General features: G+C 63.7%; 24 protein-coding genes. 16 read left to right on the forward strand and 8 right to left on the reverse strand.

Translation table 11 applies throughout. From position 1 onward, the window contains the following. Nucleotide 1 precedes the first annotated feature (1 nt). Nucleotides 2-1,660 carry a flagellar hook-length control protein FliK gene (locus tag NITMOv2_RS10190; protein ID WP_053379768.1) on the reverse strand — a complete coding sequence of 553 codons (1,659 nt, stop codon included), beginning with the start codon at nucleotides 1,658-1,660 and terminating at the stop codon, nucleotides 2-4. 229 nt (nucleotides 1,661-1,889) lie between these two features. On the opposite strand from NITMOv2_RS10190, the gene NITMOv2_RS10195 reads away from it, so the two are divergent. The 6 genes from NITMOv2_RS10195 (at nucleotide 1,890) to NITMOv2_RS10220 (ending at nucleotide 6,912) form a co-directional block, all read left to right on the forward strand. Beyond that, nucleotides 1,890-2,300 carry a cupredoxin domain-containing protein gene (locus NITMOv2_RS10195; RefSeq protein WP_053379769.1) on the forward strand — a complete coding sequence of 137 codons (411 nt, stop codon included), beginning with the start codon at nucleotides 1,890-1,892 and terminating at the stop codon, nucleotides 2,298-2,300. Between the two features lie 110 nt (nucleotides 2,301-2,410). Continuing rightward, entirely contained in the window at nucleotides 2,411-3,112 is a 702-nt protein-coding gene (gene pxpB, locus NITMOv2_RS10200; RefSeq protein WP_053382050.1) for a 5-oxoprolinase subunit PxpB, read from the forward strand. Next, nucleotides 3,099-3,857 carry a 5-oxoprolinase subunit PxpA gene (locus NITMOv2_RS10205; protein WP_053379770.1) on the forward strand — a complete coding sequence of 253 codons (759 nt, stop codon included), beginning with the start codon at nucleotides 3,099-3,101 and terminating at the stop codon, nucleotides 3,855-3,857. The genes pxpB and NITMOv2_RS10205 overlap by 14 nt, the downstream gene beginning before the upstream one ends. Further along, on the forward strand, nucleotides 3,854-4,843 hold the full coding sequence (locus NITMOv2_RS10210) for a 5-oxoprolinase subunit C family protein (RefSeq protein ID WP_083447921.1): 990 nt from the start codon (nucleotides 3,854-3,856) through the stop codon (nucleotides 4,841-4,843). The genes NITMOv2_RS10205 and NITMOv2_RS10210 overlap by 4 nt, the downstream gene beginning before the upstream one ends. A 159-nt stretch (nucleotides 4,844-5,002) precedes the next feature. Next, nucleotides 5,003-6,529, forward strand: coding sequence for a DUF4403 family protein (locus NITMOv2_RS10215; protein WP_053379772.1), 1,527 nt, complete (start codon nucleotides 5,003-5,005; stop codon nucleotides 6,527-6,529). 119 nt (nucleotides 6,530-6,648) lie between these two features. Continuing rightward, on the forward strand, nucleotides 6,649-6,912 hold the full coding sequence (locus NITMOv2_RS10220; RefSeq protein WP_053379773.1) for a hypothetical protein: 264 nt from the start codon (nucleotides 6,649-6,651) through the stop codon (nucleotides 6,910-6,912). Between the two features lie 42 nt (nucleotides 6,913-6,954). Here the strand turns inward: NITMOv2_RS10220 and NITMOv2_RS10225 are convergent, their stop codons facing one another. Next, on the reverse strand, nucleotides 6,955-7,236 hold the full coding sequence (locus tag NITMOv2_RS10225; protein ID WP_053379774.1) for a hypothetical protein: 282 nt from the start codon (nucleotides 7,234-7,236) through the stop codon (nucleotides 6,955-6,957). 137 nt (nucleotides 7,237-7,373) lie between these two features. On the opposite strand from NITMOv2_RS10225, the gene NITMOv2_RS23870 reads away from it, so the two are divergent. From NITMOv2_RS23870 to NITMOv2_RS10250, 6 genes are all read left to right on the forward strand, one after another. Continuing rightward, nucleotides 7,374-7,550: a hypothetical protein gene (locus NITMOv2_RS23870; protein WP_187299425.1), complete on the forward strand. Its 177-nt coding sequence runs from the start codon at nucleotides 7,374-7,376 to the stop codon at nucleotides 7,548-7,550. A 92-nt stretch (nucleotides 7,551-7,642) separates the two neighbouring features. Next, entirely contained in the window at nucleotides 7,643-7,870 is a 228-nt protein-coding gene (locus tag NITMOv2_RS10230; RefSeq protein WP_053379775.1) for a hypothetical protein, read from the forward strand. A 292-nt stretch (nucleotides 7,871-8,162) separates the two neighbouring features. Further along, nucleotides 8,163-8,549, forward strand: coding sequence for a hypothetical protein (locus NITMOv2_RS10235; RefSeq protein WP_053379776.1), 387 nt, complete (start codon nucleotides 8,163-8,165; stop codon nucleotides 8,547-8,549). A 233-nt stretch (nucleotides 8,550-8,782) separates the two neighbouring features. Continuing rightward, on the forward strand, nucleotides 8,783-8,965 hold the full coding sequence (locus tag NITMOv2_RS10240) for a DUF6496 domain-containing protein (protein ID WP_053379777.1): 183 nt from the start codon (nucleotides 8,783-8,785) through the stop codon (nucleotides 8,963-8,965). Continuing rightward, nucleotides 8,962-9,237: a hypothetical protein gene (locus tag NITMOv2_RS10245; RefSeq protein WP_145976265.1), complete on the forward strand. Its 276-nt coding sequence runs from the start codon at nucleotides 8,962-8,964 to the stop codon at nucleotides 9,235-9,237. Before NITMOv2_RS10240 ends, NITMOv2_RS10245 begins: the two co-directional genes overlap by 4 nt. A 262-nt stretch (nucleotides 9,238-9,499) precedes the next feature. Beyond that, entirely contained in the window at nucleotides 9,500-9,778 is a 279-nt protein-coding gene (locus tag NITMOv2_RS10250) for a hypothetical protein (protein WP_053379779.1), read from the forward strand. A 66-nt stretch (nucleotides 9,779-9,844) separates the two neighbouring features. Here NITMOv2_RS10250 and NITMOv2_RS10255 read toward each other — a convergent pair whose 3' ends face one another. Continuing rightward, nucleotides 9,845-10,222, reverse strand: a complete 378-nt coding sequence (locus NITMOv2_RS10255; RefSeq protein WP_053379780.1) for a hypothetical protein — start codon at nucleotides 10,220-10,222, stop codon at nucleotides 9,845-9,847. 176 nt (nucleotides 10,223-10,398) lie between these two features. Here NITMOv2_RS10255 and NITMOv2_RS23440 point away from each other — a divergent pair, with 176 nt between their 5' ends. Further along, nucleotides 10,399-10,626: a hypothetical protein gene (locus tag NITMOv2_RS23440; protein ID WP_145976266.1), complete on the forward strand. Its 228-nt coding sequence runs from the start codon at nucleotides 10,399-10,401 to the stop codon at nucleotides 10,624-10,626. Nucleotides 10,627-10,778: 152 nt separating this feature from the next. Here NITMOv2_RS23440 and NITMOv2_RS10260 read toward each other — a convergent pair whose 3' ends face one another. After that, nucleotides 10,779-12,746 (reverse strand): OPT family oligopeptide transporter, encoded by a 1,968-nt coding sequence (locus NITMOv2_RS10260; RefSeq protein ID WP_053382051.1) that lies wholly within the window; start codon nucleotides 12,744-12,746, stop codon nucleotides 10,779-10,781. A 197-nt stretch (nucleotides 12,747-12,943) separates the two neighbouring features. On the opposite strand from NITMOv2_RS10260, the gene NITMOv2_RS10265 reads away from it, so the two are divergent. From NITMOv2_RS10265 to NITMOv2_RS10275, 3 genes are all read left to right on the forward strand, one after another. Then, nucleotides 12,944-13,366 carry a VanZ family protein gene (locus tag NITMOv2_RS10265; RefSeq protein WP_187299426.1) on the forward strand — a complete coding sequence of 141 codons (423 nt, stop codon included), beginning with the start codon at nucleotides 12,944-12,946 and terminating at the stop codon, nucleotides 13,364-13,366. 381 nt (nucleotides 13,367-13,747) lie between these two features. After that, nucleotides 13,748-14,053 (forward strand): ComEA family DNA-binding protein, encoded by a 306-nt coding sequence (locus tag NITMOv2_RS10270; protein WP_053379782.1) that lies wholly within the window; start codon nucleotides 13,748-13,750, stop codon nucleotides 14,051-14,053. Nucleotides 14,054-14,061: 8 nt separating this feature from the next. Next, complete coding sequence (locus NITMOv2_RS10275; RefSeq protein ID WP_053379783.1) at nucleotides 14,062-14,880, forward strand: cyclase family protein; 819 nt, start codon at nucleotides 14,062-14,064, stop codon at nucleotides 14,878-14,880. 10 nt (nucleotides 14,881-14,890) lie between these two features. Here NITMOv2_RS10275 and NITMOv2_RS10280 read toward each other — a convergent pair whose 3' ends face one another. The 4 genes from NITMOv2_RS10280 to NITMOv2_RS10295 all read right to left on the reverse strand — a co-directional run bounded on the left by NITMOv2_RS10280 (nucleotide 14,891) and on the right by NITMOv2_RS10295 (nucleotide 18,991). Then, nucleotides 14,891-15,100, reverse strand: a complete 210-nt coding sequence (locus tag NITMOv2_RS10280; protein ID WP_053379784.1) for a hypothetical protein — start codon at nucleotides 15,098-15,100, stop codon at nucleotides 14,891-14,893. Between the two features lie 218 nt (nucleotides 15,101-15,318). Further along, complete coding sequence (locus tag NITMOv2_RS10285; RefSeq protein ID WP_053379785.1) at nucleotides 15,319-16,743, reverse strand: sigma-54-dependent transcriptional regulator; 1,425 nt, start codon at nucleotides 16,741-16,743, stop codon at nucleotides 15,319-15,321. Nucleotides 16,744-16,751: 8 nt separating this feature from the next. Continuing rightward, nucleotides 16,752-17,516 (reverse strand): hypothetical protein, encoded by a 765-nt coding sequence (locus NITMOv2_RS10290; protein ID WP_145976267.1) that lies wholly within the window; start codon nucleotides 17,514-17,516, stop codon nucleotides 16,752-16,754. Continuing rightward, nucleotides 17,513-18,991 (reverse strand): sensor histidine kinase, encoded by a 1,479-nt coding sequence (locus tag NITMOv2_RS10295; RefSeq protein ID WP_053379787.1) that lies wholly within the window; start codon nucleotides 18,989-18,991, stop codon nucleotides 17,513-17,515. Before NITMOv2_RS10295 ends, NITMOv2_RS10290 begins: the two co-directional genes overlap by 4 nt. Nucleotides 18,992-19,102: the final 111 nt, after the last annotated feature.

A 19,102-nucleotide genomic window follows, 5' to 3' on the forward strand; every position in this document is an offset into this window, starting at 1 on the left:
GCTACGCGACGAGATTCAACATGCCCTGCCGGCGCGGATGTCGGGCTTCGAACCGATCGTTGGAACGGTGGTCGCTCTCCGGCCGCCCGGCATGCGGCCGGTCCTCTCGACCCTGCTCGTGAGACGGCTCATGATGGAACGAACGCCCGGCGCTCTGCCGATCGATGTCCACCCGGAACTGTCCCATGTCGAGCCCGTTGGCTTGCAACGCCGCTTGCAGGCGATCTTGACCGTGGATCAAGAACTGGCCGACCTCGGAGCGATCGGACGAGAAATGCGCGTGCACCAGGTCGTTCGTCATCGCGACCCGCACGTTGACGCGCCCGAGGTCCGCCTGGGCGACCTCGAAGGTGACGGCACGGGCCGCGCCCTGCACAGGCAGGTCGGCGGCGGTGGCCGGGACTGCGACCTGAATGACCGGTCGAGCAGCCGGCGGCTGGCTCAGGTCGGTGGAGCGGCCCTGGAGAAGGCTCTGCGCGATTGCGAAAGGCGACGGATCGGACGTAGCCTGCTGCCCAGAATGATCGATCCGCGCTATGCCGGGCGAAGCGGGCGAGGCCCCTTGTTCCGGCCCGCCGTGGTCGCCGGCGCTGTCCTCGTTACTCGGCCCATCCTGTTCGGCGAACGTCTGCCAGGGATGGGTCTTCAGCGGCTGCGGCTCCGCGTCATCATGTCGGACCTTCTGAATGGTCTGGTCGCTCGGCGATTCGTTCGCGGACAACGGCTTCTCCAGCGGCTGATGCAGCGGGATGGCGAGCGAATCCCCGGTTACCGCCGACACAGGTTCGCGTGGAGGCGGCAGCGGTGATGCTGGTGGGATAGCCGCCGGCGCGGGACCTCCCTCCGGCAGGTCGTCTGCAGCCGCGTGGCTCTCCTTGACGGCCGTGTGCACCGGTGTCTTGTCGGTCTCGACGTCCGCCTTGTCCTGCACCGGAACCTCCGGCGACACCGCTTGCATTGACCTTGCGTCGAACCACTCTCCCGGTTCTTGCTGCTCGACCGGATAACCGGCGGGCACCGGACCCTTCTGGTTGCTTCCGATGGAAGACGGCTCCTCCTCCTGCGCGTCGCTCTCAAAGAGGACCGGCTGCGCGGAGGATGGGACGGTCGCGTGGGCGGCGGGGGCGATGATCGGCGCGCTCGGCGGCATGACCATGGCGGTCTCGACAAGCGCAGCGTCAGCTGCGCCCGCCGGTGCAGTCTCTTCGGGCTCCGGCACAGCGGCCGGTTGCGGCCCCGTGACGAGCAGGGCCGCCGCCATCCCTTGCACGGTTGCGTTCGAAGTCGTTGCGATCGGTCCATCGGACGCCCTGTTTCCTGTCCGGTCCGCTTCCGATTCGCCGTCAGGGATCTCCGCCTCCGCCGCGTCGGCCCGGCGGCCGGCGGCACGCGGCGATGCTTCCTTCGGCAGATCGCGCGCCGCGCGGCTGTTCTCCGCGTGATCCCGCCTGTCGGCGGTCGCCGGCCCGTCCGGTTGCGATTCTTTCCGGCGCGCCGCGCGAGGCTGCTCGTGCTCCTGTCTGACGCCCTGCAGCACGGACGAGAACTGTTTCTTCCCGCGCGGCTGGTCGGGGGCCTTCGCCGGCGCGGGCTGCGGTGGCGAGACCTCTTGCGAGGAGGGCGGCAGCGGAATCTGCGAGACGAAGAGGTTTAGATCCATAGAGTGTCCGGCTCTTACGACAGCAATGCAATGATCACGGCGGCGACGAATTCAATCGCCGTGCCACCGCTCAGGCGGGCAAAATCCTCGCAAATGCCGGAGATGCGGCCGGCGCAGCGAGGCGGGTTCTGTGGAAGGGGCAAAGGTTGCAGGGCGGCTAGGCAGAAAGAGCCGGGCCAAGGCCGCCGCTACCGCGATTCACGGAAGACGTCGAGGAGCGCAGAGCGGTATGATGCCGCAGAACGGACACATGGAATCGATCCCCAGCCTGTCGCGCTCTCGATGCCGGCTGATCCTGCCGGTTTTCCTCGTGTGGCTCTGCTGCGCGTGCGACAGAACGCACTCTGTCTCGTTGACCGCGGAAGATTTCCGGTTCGTGCCGGATGTGATCCGGGTCGCATCGTCCGCTCCGTTGACACTGTCGGTCTACAACGCCGGGCGTGAGATCCACGAATTTGACAGTCCGGTGCTGATCTACGCCGCCACGCCCCGGCGGACAGACAAGGCCGAGTCGGCCGGAATTCTCTTGAAGCCGGGCCAATCGCTGGAGCTCGTCATGGCGCCGCCGCCCGGCACCTATCTCTACATCTGCCGGCGCAAAGGCCATGCAAACATGACCGGCACGCTCATCGTCGAATAGCCAAGGGCCGTCATTCGTCACTCGTCATCGGTCAATCGCATGAATCTCCGAGTTTGACGATCGACGCCCTTTTGGTTGATCCTATGCATACGCACCTCCGATTTATGACCATGCTGGATCACACAGTCCGGCTGCTTCCGCTCGGCGATGCGGCGCTTACCGTCGAATTAGGAGACGCGATCGACCCTGCGGTGAACGCGCGCGTCATCGCGCTCGCCGAACGGATCCGCGGACAATCGTGGAACGGCGTGCTCGATGTCGTGCCGACCTACCGTTCGCTGACGATTCACGTGGATCCGCGCCGCCTCGATCTGCCGGCCCTCATGGAGCGGCTGCGCCTGCTCCCCGCCCCTCCGCCGGCCGAGCCGGCGTCCGGAAAGGAAGTGACGATTCCCGTGTTGTATGGAGGCGATGCTGGGCCGGATCTCGACGACCTCGCCGAATTCGCCAACCTGTCGGCGACCGACGTGATCCGCTTGCACAGCTCGACGGCGTATCGTGTCTATATGCTCGGCTTCACTCCCGGCTTTCCCTATCTCGGCTCGGTGCCGGAGCCGCTCGCCATGCCGCGACTCGAGACTCCCAGGCCGACCGTGCCCGCCGGATCGGTCGGCATTGCCGGCCGGCAAACCGGCATTTATCCGATCGCCTCCCCCGGCGGCTGGCGGATCATCGGGCGCACGCCCCGCGCCCTCTATCGTCCCGTTTCCCAGACCCCCTTTCTCGTGAGCCCCGGTGATGTGGTCCGTTTTGTCCCGATCGACGCAGCGACGTTCGATCGCCTCCGGCGAGAATCTCATGACCAGTCTTGATCTCAACAGCGACCTGGGAGAACGGGATACCGCGGAAGGCCGCGCCATCGACGCCGAGATGATGGGGCTCATCACGTCGGTGAACATCGCGTGCGGCGGGCATGCCGGCACACCGGCGCTCATGCGGCGGACCGCCCGGCTGGCGGCGGAGCACGGTGTCGCGATCGGGGCGCATCCCGGCTTTCCGGACCGCGCGCACTTCGGCCGGACGGAACAGACCGCATCCGCACAAGAGATCACCGCCTTGGTGGTCGAGCAGGTCGCCGCCCTGGCGGACATCATCGGAAAAGACGGACTCGTCGTGCGCCATGTCAAACCGCACGGAGCCCTGTACAACATGGCCGGCCAGGATCGCGACGTCGCGGAGGCCGTCGTGGAGGCCGTCCACGCGATCAATCCGTCCCTGCTTCTGTATGCATTGGCCGGCTCGGTCCTGGCCCAAGCGGCGCAGGCGGCGGGGCTCGGCGTCGTCCACGAAGCCTTCGCCGACCGCGCCTATCATGCCGACGGCACGCTGGTCCTGCGATCGGAACAAGGCGCCGTCCTGCATGGAGACGCAGACGTGCGCCGGCAGCTTCGCCGGCTGCTCACAGGCTCAGTGGCGAGCGTCGAGGGACCGGCCGTGCCGGTACAGGCCCACAGTCTGTGTGTCCACGCCGATACACCGGAAGCCGTCTCGCTTGCGCGCATGATCCGACACGAGCTGGCATCCGCCGGTATCCGAATAGCGGCTCCGCAGCCATGAGCAGGTCGAAAGAGGAGCGTCCCGCATCGCTGCTGGTGGTCAAACCGGGGTGGTTCACCACGGTTCAAGATTTGGGACGGCACGGCCATCAGCAATACGGGATGCCGGTCAGCGGAGCGATGGATCGGGTGGCGCATGTCCTCGCCAATCGCCTCGCCGGCAATCGGGATCAGGACGCGACACTGGAAATCACGCTGAAGGGCCCGGAGCTGCTGTTCGAGCAGGAGGCGGTCATCGCGCTCGCCGGAGCGGACCTCACGCCGACCATCGACGGACGCGAGATTTCGCTGTGGACGTGCCTGGCCGTGCAGGCCGGGAGCCGCCTGTCGTTCGGAGCGAGGCGCGCCGGCGGCCGCTGCTATCTGGCCGTGGCGGGCGGTCTCGACGTGCCGATCGTCCTGGGCAGCCGGGCCACGCACGTGGCCAGCCGCACCGGCGGGTTCCAAGGGCGGGTCCTGCTGCCGGGCGACCGGCTCACGAGCGGCCGCTCATCGTCACACGCGCGCATCGACCGCTCCGTGCCGGCGTCGCTTCGGCCGCGGTATTCCGGCGAGGCACCGCTGCGCATTCTTCCCTGTGCGCAGCGCGACGCGCCGATGCAGGAAGCACTGGCGGCGCTCACAACATCGCCCTACCGGCTCTCCAGCCAATCGAACCGTATGGGCTATCGGTTGGACGGTCCCCCGCTTGGGCCGGCGCAACCGGACCCGACGATCTCCGATGGAACGGCGATGGGCATGCTGCAAGTGCCGCCGGATGGGCGACCGATCCTCTTGATGGCCGATCGGCAGACCACCGGCGGGTATCCGAGGCCGGCGGTGGTGATCACCGCGGATCTGCCGCTCGCGGGGCAGCTCGTGCCCGGCGACGCCATCACGTTCACCGTCACCTCGCTTCAGGAAGCCCGCACAGCTTTCGCCGCGCAATGGGACGCATGGGACAACCTATTGCCGCCCGTTGCGGCACCCAACACGGACCAGCTTTAGACCAGGAGGAAATCCGCAGGACAACCTGTCCCCATCGTTGCAGGTTGTCACCCGCCTTCCTCCTCGATTTCTGAACGGTGGCAAGCACTTCAACCGCTGCTCGGCCGGTACAACGCTTGCAGCCTCGCCTTTTCACACACGACGGACAAGGAGGCGACCATGAACTCACTGGTGACTCTCCGCGCATTGCTCCTCTCATGTCCCCTAGTCATCCCGGCCGGCTGCAGCCATACAATTCCATCGGATACTCCGCAGCCGCAGCCGCCGCCGCAACTCGGCAAGACGCCGCCGACCATCGAACCGCTCAATCCGAGCATGAAACAGGCCCAGGCGCCCGAATCGCTGCTGCCGGTGACGTTGACGGCCGATTTGTCGCCCGTGCAGCGCGTCATTCAACACACGTTGCCGGAGCGGATCACCGACGAAACCCATCCGCTGGGCCGAGACTATCGCTGGCGCTTCATCCGCGAGGGAGATCCGCAGGTCGCGATCCAAGACGGACTGGTCACCTTCCGGGCCGCGTACCGGGGGGAAATTGAATCGACGGCCGCCCGCGCGTGCCGGCTCGATCCGCTCTACCCCGTGATCGAAGGCACGGGCCGGCTTCAGCTCCGGGAGCAGGACGAGGTCTTGCTCGTTACGATGAGCCGGCCGCACACCTCCATGACGCTCAAACCTGAAAGCGACAGCAAGTGCAACATGTTCAACGTTCCGGTGAAGGACCAATTGGCCGAGCTCTTCTCCTTGGAAGCCGTCAATCAGCAGGTCGCTCGCGCGGTCGAGGAGGCCGGTTATTCCATCCCGATTCAGTTGGTGTGGGATCGATTGCAGGAACCGCTGTCCGTGGGTCGCGCGAACCAGGCGCTCTGTCTGTACGGCAAGGCGCGGGACTTCGCCGTCGGCTCCCTGAAGGGCCCGGCCCAACAGACGACGATCACGGGGCTGGCCCGCCAGACGCCCGTTGCGCTTTATCAGACGCCGTGCCAGAAGGTGCGCAACGCGACGCCGTTGAAGGTGCATCTCGACCAGCAGGCGGCGGCGACGCAGGCCGGGCCCTACACGATCCTGCTTACGGTGCCGGTGCCTTACGCCGTGCTGAACCAACAGCTGCAGGACCGGCTGTTCCATCAGAGCGTGAAGCTGCCGACGACGTTCGGCGGCGATCTCCTGATCGAGCGCGCCGCCGCCTCCGACGTCAACGGCCGGACGCTGCTCGCGATAGATACACGCGGAGCTGTGAACGGCACGCTCTATTATTGGGGAACGCCGCGACTGGAACAAGACGGCACGGTGATCAGCATTCCCGATCTGCAAATGGCGAGCGAAACCAAGATGGCGCTGGACGAGGCGAAGACCGGGTACTGGCACATGATGGATCAGGAGTTGCGGGACCGGCTGCGACAAGCCGTTCAGATCGACCTCGCGCAGCGGCTCGCCAACATGAAGAGCGCGTTGAGCGGCCAACATAAGTCCGGCGGGTTGGCCATGGACCTCTTGTTGGCCCGCCAACAGGCCGCCCAGGTGACGTCGACAAAAGAGGCGCTGGTGGCCGACGTGCTCCTGGAAGGCACCGCCAGCGCAGCCGCGCAACTTCCGGTCAAACAGCAGGCGCCAGTCGACAGCGGAGCGTCCCGCTCGGCGCGCATGTCGGACGATCGGCCGGACGATTTTCCGGAGCGCCGGTAAGGAGGCGCGGCGCACCTCCGTCGCCTCGCGCCTGGTCCCAGGGGTTTCCCAGGTAGACCAGGCGCCCGTTTCCTTATACAAGGAAACCCTCTTTCCACAAGGTGAGTGGAGGACGACGAATGCGATGTGACTCTTGGCCGGGACACCGTCCCGAGGAAGTAGACAAGAAGGGCCTGGCCGTGGCCTTGGCGTTCCTGATCGGCATCACGATGCTGGCGGGGGGCCGCGGCGATCGGAGCGCCGCGCAGAATTCGTCACCGGAGCCGGAGCGCATCACGTCCCGGCTGGAGTCCGGGCCTCCTACGGAATCCGTGTTCGATGGGCCGGCCGCGGCCTTCTCCGAGGACCGGAACGCCCGCCGGCCCCCTCCCTTCCGGCACTGATCGCTTCGGCTCCCGTGTGACCTGTCCAGTGTGCCCCGCCGCTCATCGGGCAAGGCCCTCGGCCGAGAGAACCAGTTGCGCCTGCGTGAGCGCGTCCAGCAACATTTGGCGCTCCCGCTCCGCCCGCTTCCACTGCGGTGTGGCCTGTAGGAAGGTTTCGGCTGCGCCGGCGAGGGTCTGCAGCGCTTGCTGGAGCTCGGCTCGCTCAGCGGCAACGGACGTGCTGCGCTCCCCGCCCCCTCGGCCCGTGGTTCTCCGCCGCACATACATCTGCGGCGCCACCGGGTTGTCTTTGATCAGCTCTGGTCGGTTGGATCTGGCCATACTGCCTCCCGTTGTCTTCGGGTCTACTCTACACCAGATCCGAACCCTGTTGGTATCGCAAGGTCGGTCCCCTCCTTGACCGATGCGGCGGCGCTGATTATCTCCTGGACACGGGCCAAACGGCAGGAGGAAGCGATATGGAATGGCTTGATGTGCTGTTCGACAACGCGTTTTTTCAACTTCCTTTCCTGGAAGCGATGATGTACCTCTTCGTCGTGATATCCATCGGGGCCGGCATCGTGGGACTCTGGAACCGCTTTGTCAGCATTCCATCCCGGGAGGCCGGCACGTTGGAGATGAGGAAGGCCGCGTAAGGCCGGGAGCTGTACGTTCCGCCGTGGTGGATTCGGGATGGACGTTCCACTCGCGGCTGTTCATGGGATTGGCACCTAACGAGGGAGGTCACATGAACAACATACGAAAAGAAGTGCGCGATCTGATCTCGGTGAACGAAAAGATTCAAAGCGCCCTATCGATGGGGGAACGGCTGACCGACGATGAAGCGGTCTTGATCCGCATGTGCGCCGGCGAATTGCTGGAGCGGGTGCCGGTTTCCGACTCCGACCCTTGGTACCGGCGCGAGGGGGACGGGAAAGCCGACCAAGCTCGAGGCCGCATTCCGACCGATCGCTGAACAGTTAGGCGGCGGCCGCAGTGAACAATCTCCGCTCACCTCCTCGCCGATCTTACCTCGCCTTTGCGTGTCCGGCCGGCCATGCCTCATTCCTGCGCTCCAAGAAGTCCGTTATCGCCATTCACGTCCAAGCGAAGCTGACATCCATATGAGGGCATACCGCTGGGCTCTCCGTCTGATGATTGCACCCCAGTAACCTGCCGGTAAGGGGAAGGCCCATCTTGCGGCCCCGGCGGCCATCGGTATAATACGCCGACCGACAGCCAGCAAAACCCTAGTTTGGAGGCGTCCAATGCCCTTGCCCGCTCTCTCCTTTTGGATGGTGTTCCTCGCCAGCCTGTTCCTCACTTCGATCAGTCATGCCGGCTTACTGGAAATGGCCGATCTCATGGCGCACCCCGAGCAGTACGACCGCAAAGAAGTGGTCGTGATGGGCGCAGTAAAGCACGTGCAGGCGACCACGGACTCGAAGGGCCAGCCGGCCTTCAAGTTTTTTCTCGAAGACGGCATCGGGACCCTGAAGGTCACCAGCCGGACGGCGGTGCAGGAAGGCGATCACGTCATCGTCGAGGGCACGTTCACACGACGCCGCCAAAGCGGGCGCCTGGCGGTCTACAACGAGGTGAACGCGGTCTCCATCCGGCCGCTCAATCAGCTCAATCCGGATCTCGTCGGATAAGCGCGCGGGCCGGGCCAACCCCGGCCCCCAGTTTGAACGCTCCTCACGGATCATCCCCGCTCCTCCCGCCGGCTTCACCCGGCTGCGCCCTTCCATCGCTAGGCAGCTTCCTAGTCCCCGCGGTATCACGTACAAGACAGTATGGTGTGCGAACGTGTGGATCGGACGCCCGCAGCCCATCTGCGACGTCGTTCGACGCATCCGAAGACGCATCCGAAGAAAGGAGCGTGCGTATGGCGCGATACGGCAAGAAGGCTCAAACATCCGTGAAACGGGCGATGCACAAGCTGAAGAAAGGCACGCTCAAGAGCGGGAAAAGCGGCAAGCGAGTGAAAAATCCCAAGCAAGCGATCGCCATCGGTCTGTCGGAAGCCCGGCGCAAAGGCGCCAAGGTGCCGAAAAAGAAGGCGGCGTGAGACACCTCCATGGGGGCGCGATGCAAATGGTCAGTCTGATATGGGGCATCCTGGCGCTGATCGGGATGCTGATCGCGTTCGTCCCGTTTTTCGGCGCCTTGAACTGGCTGCTCATTCCCTTTGCCGTCGTCGGCGCCATCGTGTCGGCGATCGCCGCCGGCACGGCGCCGCCCGGAGCGAGCAAAGGCAAGAGCATCGCGGGCCTCGTCTGTTGCGGCATCGCCGCGATCTTCGGGCTCATCCGCCTCGTCGCCGGGCTCGGCGTCGTCTGAATCGCCCTCCTTCGTAAGCCCGTTCTCTTCCTCCTTTATTTTCTTACCTGCTGTTCTCCGCAGAAATTCGACACGCCGCGGCGATCGAAAAATCTTTTGGTGCAGATTCCCGTCGTATATTTTTCCCGGAAGCATTGTAGAGACGGGCATCGTCCGGAACAAGCAGGAAATAATGACCGCGTGAATCGTTATTGCATCGGGGTGCGATCACTGACTACATTGACGGTATCGTCATTATTGTCGCGCAACCAGGGAGGATATTATGCGCACGCCGGATTTAATGAAGGCTCTCGAATCGTTTTCGGAAATTATGAAAGAAAAAAAACATGTCGCGGAAAAAGAACGCGACATCGTGGCGCGGCTGAACCGGGCCATCGGGAGTATGGGCTATCACATTGTCCCGATGAACGGGCAGCCGGCAGAAAAACGACGGGGCCGTCCCCTCGGATCGAAAAATAAACCGAAAAAACACGAAGCGGCGTCCATGAACGGCGCCGCGAAACGAGGACCGGGCCGGCCGCGACTCAGAAAAGTGGCATAGCATGCGGCAGGCGCAGCGGGCGCCGGCCCGGGGCTCGGCGCCCGCTGCGGAGACGCGGTATACCGATTATCGATGCTGTGGCTGTTCCTCCATGGCTTGCGCCGTTTTGCCGCCCCTCGTATCCGACGAACCCTGCGATTGCCGCTGTGACTGCTGGCCCTGCTGTCCTCCGGACCGCTCCATGGTGCTGCGCGATTGACCGCTGCCTTCTTCGCCGAGCCCGGGCTTCTGGCCGGTGAATCCTTGATCGAATGACTGTTTCGTATGGGAATCGGGACTCGCGCTCGCGCCTTTGTCCGGATCGATCGCCGATCCGGAGCGCGAACTCCCCATGCTCTCCGATTGCCGCGCCGTGCCTCCTTGAGCCAGCGCGGATCCGTCAACCAGCATCCATGACGCTCCCAGGAGCGTCATGGTCAGAGCGCCGAACGTGAAGCGTGTCATTGCCGGTCCTCCTTGTATAAATGGTTTTGAACCGAATCATGTACACCATAAAAAGAGGAAGCCGGCGTCAGATACTAGGCAGACCCCTACTGGGCCGAGATTTTCCGCGCTTCGACGGGACTGCGGTCCGCGATGCCATTTTCCGGCGTGCGCCGGCTGTCATGCTGAACGAATAAATGGAAGAAGACGGTCGATCGGCGAAGGATGCGAGCCATCTCCTCCGGCGCATGGCGTGGCGCTGGAAGGTGTTGGTGGGCGTCGGGGCCGGCCTCATCGTGCTCGCGCTGGCTATCGATTGGCCGCCGCCGACGGAATCCAGTCTTCCCGAGACCACATCGTTTCTTGTATTTCTGGGCGCCGTGGTGGGCGCAGCCGGTATCATCATGGGATTCTCGCGCGAATGATCCCAGGCGGGCCGGTCACGGCACACGTTTCCAAGGGCAGACGATCTATCTTGCGCGGCAAGAATCCGCGGGAGAGATCAAGACCCTGTTCCTCTGGATCGGGAAAGAAATGACGGTAAATGGGCTATTGCGCGGCGATTAAAGAGAGCCGTTCATCGTGGGTTTTGCCGAAGGCCGGTCGCGATCCGGTAGAGGGTCAGTCCCACCGCCGCCACAACTATGAGGCCCGGCCACCCGCCCAAGGGCGGATGGTCAAAAATCGTAAACGGATCGGGACTGACGGCGGGCCATAGGACGGTCAGCGCAATCGGCGTCGCCAGCAGGATGCCCATCAACGCCTCACCGGTAATCAATCCGGCCGCGAAGAGGAGCCCACGCCGTGATGGATCCTCCTCCATGGACGCCTGTCGAGCCACGGCTGACACGACGCCGCCCAGAACAATAACGGCCGAGAGTTTCAGTGGAAGATACATGCCCAGCGCCACGGCGAGCACGGGCAGACGGAAGTCCCTGCCGCGGACTTCCTGCCGGCGATCGATCACAATAACGGCCGCTCCAATGGCCGCGCCCAATCCGACGAGAGGCCAGGGCAGCCCGGCCCCGAACACGCTCCGTGTCAGGCTCGCCATCAGCGTGGCCTGCGGGGCGCTCAGCGGATGAGGGTGGGTCATCGTCGGTTCGCCGATTCCGTACTTGGCTTCCAAGAGCGACAGCACCGGCATCAGGACGACGGCGCCGGTCAGCACGCCGACCACTTGCATGACTTGCTGCTTCCACGGCGTCGCCCCGACCAGATGGCCCGTTTTCAGATCTTGCAGATTGTCTCCGCCCATGGCGGCGGCACAACAGACGACCGCGCCGATCACCAAAGCCGCCGCCGGTCCCGCCGGATGTCCGGCCCCCATGAACAGCACGAGCAGCAGCGAAGCCACCATAATGGTGGCGATGGTCACGCCCGACACGGGGTTGCTGGAGCTTCCGACCAACCCGGCCATGTAGGCCGCGACCGACGAGAAGAGAAAGGCCGCGACCGCCATCACGCTCGTCATGAGCAGACCGATCGGCGGACTTTCCACCACCGTCGTGTAGATCCAGGCCATCGGAACCAACGACAGCGCGAATGGAATGACGATCCACCACAGCGGCGCATCCCGCTCCGTCCGCTCCACCTGAACGTTAACCTCAACCGTAGCCTTGGTTGCATCATAACTCTCTCTCAACGTCTGCAGGCTCTTCCACACCGGCTCGCGCAATTTCGTGAGCGTCCACAATCCCCCGGTCAGCATGGCGCCGATGCCGACATAGCGGATCTGGCCGCTCCAGATCGCCGTCGCCGCCGACAGGCCTGTCCGATCGGGCGGCAGACCATTGAGAAGTCCATAGGCCGGCATCAGGATCAGCCATCCCATGACGCCGCCGAGAAACACGACCGCCGCCGTATGGAGGCCGATGATAAAGCCCACGGCGAGCAGCGCCGGCGACAGATTCAGTCCCGCATAGAGCACGGTGCGCCCGACTTGCCGGGCCCCTTCCAGCGATTCCGCCCACAGCCGCAGGCCGCTCTCGCCGAACTTCACCGCCCCGCCCAACAGCGCGGCCGACCACAGCGCCCGGAAATCATCGGCCGCGCCGGCGGAGCCCGCGTCACGCCGCTCCGCCGAGGCGACCTTCAACACTTCCGCCGTCGCCACTCCTTCGGGGAACCGCAAGCGCGCGGTGACGATGAGCGCCCGTCGCAAGGGAATGGTAAAGAGCACGCCGAGCAGCCCGCCGACCGTGGCGATCATCATGGTCTGCCAGTAGTCGAATGCGGTCCAATAGCCGACCAGCAGCAGCGCGGGAATCGTGAAGATCACGCCGGCGGCCAGCGCTTCACCTGAGGACGCCGCGGTCTGCACGATGTTGTTTTCAAGAATATTCGAGCGCCGGAACAGGCGCAGAATAGTCATGGACGCGACCGCGGCCGGAATCGAAGCCGACACGGTCATGCCGGCAAACAGGCCGAGGTAGGCATTGGCGGCCGCCAAGACCGCGGCCAGGAGCACCGACAGCACGACCGCTTTGACGGTGATTTCCGGGAGCGACACCGCGGCGGGAACGACAGGCCGGTCGTCGTTCATGAGCAAGGCCGATCGGGGGAGAGCGCCGACATACGTGAGTGCTCGGACCGGGTCCACGGTGCCGGCCGATGCCGCCGCATCATAACGCAGCCCGCGCGGCCGATCCACTCGCGAAGGGAGTTGTCAGAACCTCCCGCCCTGTTGTATCAGTCAACCTGATCTTCTTTCAGAGCTTCTCAGAAAGTCGGCCTCGCCTCATGACCCAACGATCGACGGGGACCATTCCGTGGAGCCTTGTCTGCCTGTGCTGGGCCCTCTTGATTGTGATCGTGTGCACGGTGCCATGGGAAATCAGCCATGCGCACTGGTGGCGGGTGACCTGGGTTCCGTTCATCGACGCACTCCACTCCAAACGCCGTCTCATCGACGCGGCCGGCAACATCGTCCTGTATATTCCGCTGGGCTTTTCCTACGCCAGGACGCGTCGATCCTCGATGCGCCGCGCGATGGTTGAAGCGGGTATTCTGGCCGCTCTCTTGGCGGCAGGCTGCGAGCTCTATCAGGTCTTCTCGCCGGTGCGCTTTCCCTCGATGACGGATGTGGTCTCGAATACCGCCGGCGCGCTCATGGGAAGCTTCTTTGCAGACCGGTGCCGGCAACATCGCGGACTCCTGCGGTGAGGCATGCCGTGGACGCTAAGGATGCAGGCCAGGTGCGTGGCCCCCGCAAACAAGGGGGCTTGCCAGCGACCGCCACTGAGACCGACTCATTAGAGTAGAACGAGGAGAACGCTGAATGCCGAAGGCCAAAAGTGCAAAAAATTGCTACGTGTGTGAGTCGAACGACCGTGTCCGCATGACGTATATGGTTTGCAACCGTTGCCAGCGGTACTTTTGCAGCGAGCACGGCGTCTCGTACATGGAGCAATGCTCCAACTGCCTGGAAGCTGGAGAAGAAACGGACTGAGAGCGGCTCCCTCGCATACCGCCCTTGCGCCTTACCTGAGACACTCCTACAATGGCCGCACCGGTCAGCGCCCAGACCAAACCAAGGAGACCGCCATGACGCGCCATGCCGTACGCTTCTGCGTGTTCCTCTTGGGTGTCCTTGTGCTCGGGCTCCCCTTCTTCCCTCTCCGCGCGGTGGAACCCGCCGCCGTGCAGGCGGCGGAGCAAGCGGACCTGCTCGACATCAACAGCGCGACGGCCGATCAATTGAAGACCCTGCCCGGCATCGGCGACGCCTACGCGGAGAAAATCATCAAGGGGCGTCCCTACGCGCGCAAAGACGAGTTGGTCCAGAAGAAAATCCTGCCGCGCGCGAGCTACGAGCAGATCAAGTACAAGATCATCGCGAAACAGAAGTGAGTGGTCTTGTGGCGGCGCAACGGGAACCTTTGCCGGCTGTTTTGCCGGCCGTGCTACTTCTGATCGTGAGCGGCTGCGCCGCCGGCGCCGATCCCATCGCCTGGCGGGACATCGTGGCGGTCGATCTAACGCATCCCTTCGCTGCCGACACCGTCGTCTGGCCGACCGAGCACGACTTCCGTCTTGTCAGACAGCAGGCGGGTGACACCGCGGGCGGGTACTACTACGCGTCGAACCGCATCGAGATGCCGGAACACGGAGGCACGCACATCGACGCGCCGATTCACTTTTCGAAGGGAGCGCCGACGCTGGATCAGGTGCCGCTCGACCGCCTCATGGGACCGGCCGTCCATATCGACGTCTCCGGCCCCTGCGCGGCGGACCGGGATTACCGCGTCACGGTGGACGATCTCGAACGGTGGGAAGCGGCGCATGGCCGAATCCCGAACGGGACGATCGTGTTGCTGGAGACCGGCTTTGCCCGGTTCTGGCCCGACCGGAAGGCCTATCTCGGAACGGAGCGGCGCGGACGCGAAGGCGTTGCCGAGCTGCATTTTCCCGGTTTGCACGAAGAGGCCGCGCATTGGCTCGTGCGCGAGCGCCGGGTCAAGGCGGTGGGCATCGATACCGCCTCGATCGACTACGGCCAATCCACCGGCTTCGAAGCCCACGTCGTTTTGCTGTCGCACCACGTGCCGGTCTTTGAAAACCTCGCGGATCTGCGCCGCCTCCCCGCCTCCGGATTCGACGTCGTCGCCCTGCCCATGCGGATCGCCGGCGGCACGGGCGGTCCGCTCCGCATGGTCGCGCTGCTGCCGGCTCGCTGATTGAGGTGAGTTACTGGGAGACGGAGATAGGCGCGCGCCGCACCCAGCGGCGGGTGAGCTTGTCCGCCCTGACCGTGGCCATCACCTGTTCCCGCCGGTTCGCCGCAATGATCCGATCGATCATCGCACCGCAGTTGAAGCAGCGCCAGGCATGGAAGACGCGAAAGAAATCGGAAAAGGTCTGGCGCAGCAACAGTCCCTGGCACCGCGGACAATTCATGCGATCCTCAGTGTGAAACGGCCTGAGCCGGCGGCCGGCATGCTCGACGCGGCGCCGTCCCGGGCAAGACAGGCGTAGCATTAGCAGAACTGCTCGGCGCGGGAGTGAGGGGGGCGTAAGCCGGAGGTAAATTGTTGGTAAGAATCGCCTCGAATAAAACACACGGGGCCGCGCCCTCACGGACGCGGCCCCGTCGCTTCCTGGAACCGATGAGGTGGTTACCGCTCCGCTTCGGTTAAGTGGGCGGTTTCCTCCTCTTCCATCTCGCCGATCTCGGCCTCCGGCTTGCCCTTCGTCATCGAGGGATGCAGGCCGTACTTCTTCAGCATTTTGTAAAAGTCCGCCCGATACCGGCCGGCGAATTGCGCCGCACGGGAGATATTGCCGCCGGTAAGCTGGAGCACGTTCTTAAGATAGGTGCGCTCGAATTCCTCTTTCGCTTCGGTCAAAGGTTTGAGCGGAGCGTCCGGCGACACGCCGACCGACGGCAGCAGGTCCGGCGTGATCATGTCCTGGCGGGACATGACGACGGCCTTCTCCACCGCATTCTCCAATTCGCGGACGTTCCCCGGCCAGGGGTTCACCATCAGGCGATGGAGCGCCGCGGGGGTGAAGCCTTTGACTTCCTTGTTGGCCCGCTTGATGCTGAGCTTCAGGAAATGTTGCGCCAGCAGCGGGATGTCGTCGCGGCGATCGCGCAGCGGCGGGATGAACAGCGGCACGACGGAAATACGGTAGTACAGATCATTGCGGAAGGTGCCGTTCTTGACCGCCTCCCCGAGATCCTTGTTCGTCGCCGCGATGATCCGGACGTCGACTTTAGTGGGCGTTTCGCCGCCGACTTCGCGCACTTCCCGCTCCTGCACCGCGCGCAAGAGCTTGACCTGCATGGACAGCGGCATCTCGCCGATCTCGTCCAGGAACAGCGTGCCGCCGTTCGCCATCTGGAACAGGCCGCGCTTGGGACCGTGCGCGCTGGTGAAGGCGCCCTTCACATGGCCGAACAGCTCGCTTTCGAACAACGTCTCCGGAATCGCGGCGCAGTTCAACGCCACGAACGGCCCCTTGCTGCGGCGGCTGTTCGTATGGATCACCCGCGCCATCACTTCTTTGCCCGTGCCGGTTTCACCGAACAGCAGAATCGTGGCGTCGGAATCGGCCACTTGGGCGATCTGTTGGAACAGCCGCTGCATCGCCGGGCTGCGGGCCACCACGTTCTCCAGGCCGTAGAGCTCCTTGACGAGCGATTTGAGGCGTTGGATCTCGCGGCTCATCCGCTGTTGCGCGAGGGCCTTTTCGATCGTCGCCTTCAGTTCTTTGTCGTCGAACGGCTTGGTCAGATAGCCGAAGGCGCCGCGCTGCATCGCCTCAACCGCGTTCGGGATGCTGCCGTGCGCCGTCAGGATGATGACCGGCAAACCCGGATGGTTCCGGAGCAGTTCCTCCGTCACGTCCAACCCGTCTTCCCCGCGCAGGCGCAGATCCGTGATGGCCAAATCGAACATCCGCTTCTTGGACTCAGCCACGGCGTCCTTTCCCGTCGTACAGGGAGTTACGGAGAACCCCATCGCGGAGAGCCGCATCTTCAACAAGTGGAGGAGGCCTTCGTCATCGTCAACGACTAGAATCTGCTCTTGGTCCATAATGTTCCTTATTGGGTGGTCTCGGGTGTGGGCACGGGGGTGGTGGAAGGCGGGCGAATGGGCCGCACCTTCTCACGCATCTCCTGATCGATGCGCTTCAACGCTTCCAGTTGCGTGGAGAGTTCCTCGATTTTTTTCTCGCGTTCCGCCAGCTGCTTCTGCAGACTTTGCACAGCTGTGGGCTCGGGAGCCCCTTTTCCGCCGTCTCTTCGCGACAGGAGCGCCTCGATCTTGCGGTCGCGCTCCGCCAGCTCCCGCTGCAGCGTTTCGACGGTTTGCGAATCGCCATCCTTCGTCGTCCGTAATTGCTGGAGGATCACTTCCCGGTCAAGCAAGTCCCGCACCAGCCGGTCAGCCGTGTGGGTCAACGCCTCGTTGGCATCTTCTAACGCCGGCGCGATCAATACGGCGTGGGCCCAGGAGCGATCCCGCGGAACCGCCGATTCCTGCAGCAGTTGGATCCAGGCCTTGCTGGAGGCCGCCAGCTGGCTTTTCGGCGCCACGGCCAGGACCTTGCCGAAATATTTTTCAGCGACTTCGCGGCTTTCGTAAAGGCCCAGCAAGGCCCGCGTGAAGTACACGTGATCGCAAGAATTGGTCTCGCTGCATTTGGCGCCTAGGCTTTCTTGTTTTCTGGCAAGCGCTTGAAAAGCCTTCACTTCTCCGGGCTCTAATGAGAAATAGGGCTGATTCAGGGGAGTGGGCGATGTCCATGTCGCGCACCCGCCCAGCGTCATACATACAATGGTGAGCAGCCATGTCATTCGTCTCATGCTGAGCCTGCCCCTCCAGGCTTGGTCAACCGTAGGATAAACCGTACAGTCGTGCCCTTCCCCATCTCGCTTTCGATCCAAATCCGCCCGCCATGGGCTTCCACGACTTTTTTGGCCAGCGCCAGCCCCAGGCCGCTTCCGGCGGACGTCTGTTTGGCCCTCGTTTTCCCCTGGTAGAAGCGTTCGAAGATATGCGGCAGATCTTCCGGCGCAATGCCCGGTCCGGCGTCCGAGACGGCCACTTCCAATACTCCGGCCTTGAGGTCCGGCTTCATCTGCATCTTCACGATACCGCCCTCAGGACTGAATTTGAGGGCGTTCGACAACAAGTTATCGATGACCTGCTCGATGCGCGGCGCATCCGCCTTCACCCAGATCCGCTCGCCGGGATGTTCCAGTACCAGCTGGACGTGTTTGGAATCCGCCAGCAGCCGCACCTTGTTGACGGAGATGTCGGCCACGCGCCGCAGATCGACCGGCACGATGCGGTATTCCATCATCCCCGCTTCCATCTTCGATAAGTCGAGGATCGTGGAGATCAGGTGGATCAGCCGCCGGCTGCTGTCGGCCATGATGCGGAGCGTCGTCCGCTGCTCCTGCAGGAGCGGCCCGGGAATTTCATCGAGCAGCAGGTGGGTGCCTTCCTGGATCGAGGCCATCGGCGTGCGCAATTCATGGGAGACGTGCGCGAGAAACTCGGCCTTCATGTCATCCAATTCTTGCAGCTTCGTGCCCATCCAGTTGACTGTGTCGACCAGCTGTTTCAACTCGGCCGGCGCCGTAATCTGCAGCGGCACTCCGAAGTTGCCCTGCCCGATCTGTTTGATGTGGCTCTGCAGCTGGCGCAGCGGGCGCAAAATCGTATAGCTCGCGATGCCGGCGAGACCCAGCCCGAAGACGAGCGCGACCAGCACCAGCTGCTCCGTGACCGCTTCGGCCTGCGCCGCGCTGGCCCGCGACTCGCTGACGCCGACGCTGATGCGGGCCTCGTGCAAATCCACGTAGCTTTGAATCGTCGAGGACATGCGGTCCATCAGCGCGTCGCGCCGATTGTCGTAGCCCGGCACGGGCGCCCGCGTCTTGTCGTTCACCAATTGGAACTCGTCATGAAACAGGACCAGCCGTTCCTGCAGCAGGCGGCCGGTTTCCTGGAGCAAGCGGAGACCCTGCGGCGACGTTTCCTGCGAACGGAGGTGCTGCAGGCTGCGCTGGAATTCTTCCACCTCTTCGTTGAAATTCGTCAGGAATGCATTGTCCTTCGTCGCCATATATTTCTTTTCGCTGTTCAACTGCGCATAGAGCGAGCCGAGCAGGCGCTTCGCCGATTCGACCGCCGGGTAATGATAGGACGCCATCTCGGTGCTCATGGCGGTCAGTTGCCGCAGTTGAAACAACGCATAGAGATTCACCCCTCCCATCACGGCGATAATCACCAGGGAAGTCAGGACCAAACGCCAAAAAATTGAAAGCCGCACGCTAATGTCCCTGGAACCAGCGATCGAAACGAGAAGTGTAGGTAAAGCCATACACTATTTCACCCCTTGGCTCAAGCACTACTATTTTCTGTTACATCGGAAGCGTGTCGA

This window comes from Nitrospira moscoviensis (assembly GCF_001273775.1).
Lineage (GTDB): Bacteria > Nitrospirota > Nitrospiria > Nitrospirales > Nitrospiraceae > Nitrospira_D > Nitrospira_D moscoviensis.